Source organism: Nocardioides sp. NPDC057772 (assembly GCF_042798075.1).
Taxonomy (GTDB): domain Bacteria; phylum Actinomycetota; class Actinomycetes; order Propionibacteriales; family Nocardioidaceae; genus Nocardioides.
In genome coordinates this window covers 1-5,356 of the sequence record NZ_JBHVKN010000257.1, presented here as the reverse complement: position 1 = coordinate 5,356, position 5,356 = coordinate 1, and the positions used below count along the sequence as shown (strand labels likewise).

8 protein-coding genes are annotated in these 5,356 nt (G+C 68.2%); 5 read left to right on the top strand and 3 right to left on the bottom strand.

The features are described 5' to 3' along the window. Window positions 1–308: carbonic anhydrase (locus ACFVJS_RS25480; protein WP_378886228.1), on the bottom strand; the 308-nt coding region annotated here is incomplete at its 3' end. A 61-nt stretch (window positions 309–369) separates the two neighbouring features. Here ACFVJS_RS25480 and ACFVJS_RS25475 point away from each other — a divergent pair. Then, window positions 370–2,391, top strand: a complete 2,022-nt coding sequence (locus ACFVJS_RS25475) for a M3 family metallopeptidase (protein WP_378886226.1) — start codon at window positions 370–372, stop codon at window positions 2,389–2,391. Window positions 2,392–2,413: 22 nt separating this feature from the next. Here ACFVJS_RS25475 and ACFVJS_RS25470 read toward each other — a convergent pair whose 3' ends face one another. Further along, window positions 2,414–2,611 (bottom strand): hypothetical protein, encoded by a 198-nt coding sequence (locus tag ACFVJS_RS25470; protein ID WP_378886224.1) that lies wholly within the window; start codon window positions 2,609–2,611, stop codon window positions 2,414–2,416. A gap of 77 nt (window positions 2,612–2,688) precedes the next feature. Next, a complete protein-coding gene (locus tag ACFVJS_RS25465) occupies window positions 2,689–3,264 on the bottom strand; it encodes a hemerythrin domain-containing protein (RefSeq protein ID WP_378886222.1) in 576 nt (191 codons plus the stop codon). A 160-nt stretch (window positions 3,265–3,424) separates the two neighbouring features. On the opposite strand from ACFVJS_RS25465, the gene ACFVJS_RS25460 reads away from it, so the two are divergent. The 4 genes from ACFVJS_RS25460 to ACFVJS_RS25445 all read left to right on the top strand — a co-directional run bounded on the left by ACFVJS_RS25460 (window position 3,425) and on the right by ACFVJS_RS25445 (window position 5,295). After that, window positions 3,425–4,045, top strand: a complete 621-nt coding sequence (locus ACFVJS_RS25460) for a response regulator transcription factor (protein ID WP_378886221.1) — start codon at window positions 3,425–3,427, stop codon at window positions 4,043–4,045. Between the two features lie 187 nt (window positions 4,046–4,232). Further along, window positions 4,233–4,766 carry a sigma-70 family RNA polymerase sigma factor gene (locus ACFVJS_RS25455; RefSeq protein WP_378886219.1) on the top strand — a complete coding sequence of 178 codons (534 nt, stop codon included), beginning with the start codon at window positions 4,233–4,235 and terminating at the stop codon, window positions 4,764–4,766. Window positions 4,767–4,795: 29 nt separating this feature from the next. Then, on the top strand, window positions 4,796–4,966 hold the full coding sequence (locus tag ACFVJS_RS25450) for a hypothetical protein (RefSeq protein WP_378886218.1): 171 nt from the start codon (window positions 4,796–4,798) through the stop codon (window positions 4,964–4,966). Window positions 4,967–4,968: 2 nt separating this feature from the next. Next, on the top strand, window positions 4,969–5,295 hold the full coding sequence (locus tag ACFVJS_RS25445; protein ID WP_378886216.1) for a plasmid stabilization protein: 327 nt from the start codon (window positions 4,969–4,971) through the stop codon (window positions 5,293–5,295). The last annotated feature ends 61 nt before the right edge of the window (window positions 5,296–5,356 follow it).

Sequence of the window (5,356 nt, the reverse complement as noted above, 5' to 3'; positions counted from 1 at the left end):
CGCAGATCGGCCTCGGTGTTGGAGGCGACGGCGCAGCGGGTGTGGGGCACGACCAGGATGCGCTTGACGTTGAGGAGGTGCACGCCGAGCACCAGGGCCTCCATCGCCTGCGGGGTGACCCGGCCACCGGGGTTGCGGAAGATCTTGGCATCGCCGAGGCCCAGGCCCAGCAGGGCGAGGGGCTCGATGCGGGAGTCCATGCAGGTCACGATGGCGACGCCGGCATGGGCGACGCCGTCGAAGCCTCCGTTGTCGAACTTCTCGGCATATTCACGGTTCGCGGCAAGCAGGTCATCGAAATCGGCCATGGGGTCAAGGTAGCCGATATCGCGGCGACGACTTCGGGCTGTGTCAGATAGCGTGCGCGATGTGATCGACGCCCTACTCGAGCCCAGCGACCTGCCCCATCGTCTGCCCCGCTTCGCCGACATCTCGATCGACGACTACGGTCCGGCGATCGAGCACGGGATGGCCGAGCAGCTGGCGGCGCTCACCGCGATCACCTCCTCGGGCGAGGAGCCGACGTTCGAGAACACCCTCGTCGCCCTGGAGCGCTCCGGGGAGACGCTGGACCGGGTCCTTCGGGTCTTCTTCTCGCTGCTCTCCGCGGACTCCTCCGACGCCCTCGACGAGCTCAACGCGGCGTACGCTCCGCGGCTGGCGGCCCACCACGACGCGCTGCTCCTCGACGACGCGCTCTTCGCGCGAGTGAACGCGGTCTACGAGAAGCGGGACGAGCTGGAGGGCGAGGACCGCTACCTGGTCGAGCGTTACCACCGCGACTTCGTGTTGGCCGGCGCCGCGCTGGGGTCCTCGGAGAAGGCCCGGCTGCGCCAGCTCAACCAGGAGATCTCCGCGTTGGAGGCGGCCTTCTCGCAGGCCTCGCAGGCCGACTCCAACGACCTCGCCGTCGTCGTCGACACCGTCGAGGAGCTGGCCGGGCTGACACCGGGGGAGATCTCCGCGGCAGCGGCGGCCGCCGAGGGGCGGGGGCTGCCGGGCAAGTTCCTGATCACACTGACCCTGTTCACCGCCCACCCCTACCTGTCCGTGCTGGAGAACCGGGAGCTGCGGCAGCGGCTCTTCGAGGCGCAGCTCGCCCGCGGCTCGCGCGGCAACGACAACGACACCCGCTCCATCGCGCTCGACGCGCTGCGGCTGCGGGCCGAGAAGGCGCAGCTGCTCGGGTTCGACAGCTATGCCGGGCTGGTGACGGCCGACAACACGGCCGGAACCCCCAAGGCGGTCCGCGACATGCTCGAGAGGCTGGCCGCGCCGGCGGCGCGCAACGCCCGCGCCGAGCAGGCCGCGCTCGAGGCATCTGCGGGTGGACCGATCGAGGCCTGGGACTGGCCCTACTACGCGGAGAAGGTCCGGGCCTCGGAATACGACGTCGACCTGGCCGTCCTGCGGCCGTGGTTCGAGGCCGACCGGGTGCTGCGCGACGGTGTCTTCTTCGCCGCCGGCCGGCTCTACGGGCTGACCTTCGAGGAGCGGCCCGACCTGCAGGGCTACCACCCCGAGGTACGCGTCTTCGAGGTCTCCCGCGACGGCGAGCCGATCGGGCTCTATCTGCTCGACCTCTACACCCGCGACTCGAAGAAGGGCGGTGCCTGGATGAACTCCTACGTCACCGCCAACACGCTGCTGGGTGAGCCGTCGGCGATCGTGACCAACAACCTCAACGTGCCCAAGCCGGCGCCGGGGGAGCCGACGCTGCTGACCTTCGACGAGGTCAACACGCTCTTCCACGAGTTCGGCCACGCGCTCCACGGGCTGCTGGCGCGGGCGACCTACCCGCGCTTCGCGGCGACATCGGTCTACCGCGACTTCGTGGAGTACCCCTCCCAGGTCAACGAGATGTGGATGCTGTGGCCCGAGGTGCTCGCCAACTACGCCGTGCACTACGAGACGGGTGAGCCGATCCCCGCCGACGTGCTCGGCAAGCTGGAGGCGTCATCCACGTTCAACGAGGGGTTCGCGACCTCCGAATACCTGGCGGCAGCACTCATCGACCTGGCCTGGCACGAGCTCGGTCCGGGCGACGTACCGACCTCGCGGGAAGCGGTGGGGGAGTTCGAGGCGGCCGCGCTCGCGGCGGTGGGTCTGGACAACCCGGCGGTGCGGCCGCGCTACTACACGGCCTACTTCAAGCACATCTTCGGCGGCTACGCGTCGGCTTACTACTCCTACATCTGGTCTGAGGTCCTCGATGCCGACACGGTCGCGTGGTTCAAGGAGAACGGCGGCCTGACCAGGGAGAACGGTGAGGCGTACGTTCGCTACGTGATCGGCATCGGCGGCACCCGCGACCCGCTGGAGTCCTACGCCGAGTGGCGGGGGCGGCCGGCCCCGATCGCTCCGTTGCTGGAGCGCCGGGGCCTGGCCTGAGGGGTCGGGAGACCGCGAGCTCTCAGCGGTCCCGCGGGTCCGCGGGGCCTGCCCAGCTGGACTGGGGGTCGCTGGCGGGGAACGTCTCTTCCTCGGTCTCGTCCTGAGGATCGCGCTCGTCGCCCTCCTCCTCGACCCGCTCCGGGGTGGGGAAGGGGATCGGGGCCTCGGTGCTCTCGTCGGCGCCGGTCACAGGGTCCCGGGTTTCCTTCTCGACCATGGTTGTGCTCCCATCTGAGGACTTCGAGGTTGTCGTTCGATGCCGTTCAGCATCCACTGTGCCACGTCTGAACCACATCAGGATCTGCTCAGCGCGTCCTTGACACGGTCCACGATGGAGTGGAACGGCATCGTGGCGAGCTGCTTGGGCACCGATCCGGCGGCGCCGGGGTGGGGGTGGGTCGGTGCGACCATCTCCGCGGCCGTGAGCCGCTTGCCCATCGTGTGACGGGCGGTCTCGTCGAGCCTGGCGAGGAGGAGCGGGAACTCGACCCGCTCCTCCTCCTCAGCGTGCTGCTCGACCGCGATCTGGAAGATCGGGAAGCTCTCGTCGAACTCGGGGCTGTCGACCCCGACCTCTTCGAGCCGGGCCAGCATCTCGCTGGCCTCCTTCTCATCGGCGTTGAGCGCCTTCGTCAACGTCTCGCCGCCGTGGACCGAGGCGACCGGGTGGACGACGAGCTCCTCGGCTGTTTCGTGCACCGCGAGGAGGACCCGCAGGTCGTCGAACGCCTGACGCTTGGCCGGGCCTTCGGAGTTGCCGACGGTCGCGCAGAGCTGCCGGATGCCGGCGTGCTGGTGCAACAGGATCCTGACCACGTCGCCCTCTGGGAGTTCGGAGGCCTTCTTGAGGGCTTCGGTCACATGGGACATGAGTATGCTCCTGTCTCAGGGTCTGCGTGGACATCAGCCCTGGTACCCACGGCGTGTTGTGGCCATACACCTGTCCAACCGACCACCGATCTGAGAAGGTTCAACTGTGATGAGACCGGGGGTTGTGCGGGTTGCGGTGGTCAGCCCGCAGGAAGTTGTGATGCGAGGGCTCACCTCGATGCTCGCGGACTTTCCGGATCGCGTGGTGGTGACAGCGCTGCCGTCCGTGCGCAGCAAGGCGCCGGGCGTCGACGTGATCCTCTACGACACCCTCGGTCTGCACCTGACAGACGGCTCCGATCTGGTCCATCTGCTGCACGAGACCGACGCCACGGTGCTGATCTTCAGCCGCGACATGCGCCCCGATCTACGCGTCAAGGCCTACTCGCTGGGTGCCCAGGCCTGGGTGTCGATGAGCGTGCACGCCGGTGACCTCGTACGCGCCATCGAGCTGGCCGCCTCCGACCAGCCGATCGACGAGCGCGAGGACCGGCTCGGTACGGTCGCCGGACTCACCACCCGTGAGGTCGAGGTGCTCGCGCTGATCACCCAGGGTCTGTCGAACAAGGACATCGCCGACAAGCTGGTCGTGAGCGTGAACACGCTCAAGAGCCATATTCGGCAGACCTATCGCAAGATCGAGGTCACGACCCGCAGTCAGGCGGTCAGCTGGGCGATCACGCACGGATTCGCCCCGCCCGACGAGAATTCTGTGGAGTCGGGTGCATCCGTGGGTGCCCGGATGGTTACCGATACCGTATCGACAGAGCAGTCTGGGTGACTTCCCCTGCCTACGGGATCGGGAATGACACCACGATTGCGCTGTCGGTGCCGCGGTCTCGGTAACGGACCCGGGACCGCGGTCTAACCCTCAGGGGTGAGTGTGCTGTGGGGGTTGTGCTCACCCCTGGGGGCCATTTCTTCCGCTGTTCCTGGGTGCTGGCCCGTTTCTGCGACAGGCTCGTGGCATGGACAGCTCACAGGATTCATCGCTTCTGGCTCCCCGTCAGCAGGAGGACCTGGTCGTACGTCACCTGCCGGTGGCACGGTCCCTGGCTGCCCGCTACTCGGGCCGCGGCGTCGAGGTCGACGACCTCCGCCAGGCCGCGCGGATGGGGCTCGTGAAGGCCGCTCGCCGCTACGAGCCCTCGCAAGGTGAGTTCCTGAGCTATGCCGTCCCGATGGCCAAGGGCGAGATGCGCCGGTGCTTCCGCGACCTCTCCCGCAGCGTACGTCCTGTGCCGGGGCAGAACGACGAGGACGGATCGCTCGTGGAGCAGGTGGGCGAGATCGACCCCGGCTTCGACCACGCCGAGGCGCGGGTGATGGTGGACGCCGCGCTACGGGGCCTCGACGAGACCGAGCTGCTGGTTCTGCGGCTGCGCTACGCCGACGGTCTGACCCAGGCCGAGATCGGCGAGAAGATCGGGGCGACGCAGGCGCAGGTCTCGCGTACGCTCGCCCGGATCCTCCGCCGGATGCGTGTGGCTGTCGCCGCGTAGCAGGCGCCCGTCCTGGGTACCGGTCGTCCATGAGTACTCCAGCCGTCATCTTCACCGTGATCGGGGTGATCGTCGTCCTGGTCGGCATCGCGGCCTGGCTCTACGACGCCCGCCGGAACAAGCGCGTCGCCGATGACGCGGAGCGCTTCGAGCAGCCGAGAAGGCCGAGAAGGCCGAGAAGGCCGAGAAGGAGGAGCTGAGAATGCCGCAGCGTGCCTGGAGCAAGAAGCGAGAACGACAGTACGAGCACATCAAGAAGGGACTCCTCGACCGTGGCGAGAGCGAGGACACGGCCGAGGAGATCGCGGCTCGCACGGTGAACAAGGAGCGGGCCCGTGAGGGTGAGTCCCGCGAGCGCAGCCGGACGTCGACCAACGACATCTCCTCGGGGCGTCGTGGGGGCCTGCGTAGCCACCGGGGGCCCGGTGGGCGGACCAAGGCTCAGCTGTACGAGGAGGCCAAGGACAAGAACGTCAAGGGGCGTTCGAAGATGAGCAAGGCCGAGCTCGAGAAGGCGGTCGGGCGGTAGCCCGAGGTTCTCTCCAGAGTCGTGCGCCGCCGACCTGGTCTCGAGGTTCTCCTCGAACAGG

Bases quoted from the DNA above. Each gene is read 5' to 3' on its own strand.
- ACFVJS_RS25445 (WP_378886216.1), top strand. From the start codon at position 4,969: ATGCCGCAGCGTGCCTGGAGCAAGAAGCGAGAACGACAGTACGAGCAC.
- ACFVJS_RS25450 (WP_378886218.1), top strand. From the start codon at position 4,796: ATGAGTACTCCAGCCGTCATCTTCACCGTGATCGGGGTGATCGTCGTC.
- ACFVJS_RS25460 (WP_378886221.1), top strand. From the start codon at position 3,425: ATGCGAGGGCTCACCTCGATGCTCGCGGACTTTCCGGATCGCGTGGTG.
- ACFVJS_RS25465 (WP_378886222.1), bottom strand. From the start codon at position 3,264: ATGTCCCATGTGACCGAAGCCCTCAAGAAGGCCTCCGAACTCCCAGAG.
- ACFVJS_RS25470 (WP_378886224.1), bottom strand. From the start codon at position 2,611: ATGGTCGAGAAGGAAACCCGGGACCCTGTGACCGGCGCCGACGAGAGC.
- ACFVJS_RS25455 (WP_378886219.1), top strand. From the start codon at position 4,233: ATGGACAGCTCACAGGATTCATCGCTTCTGGCTCCCCGTCAGCAGGAG.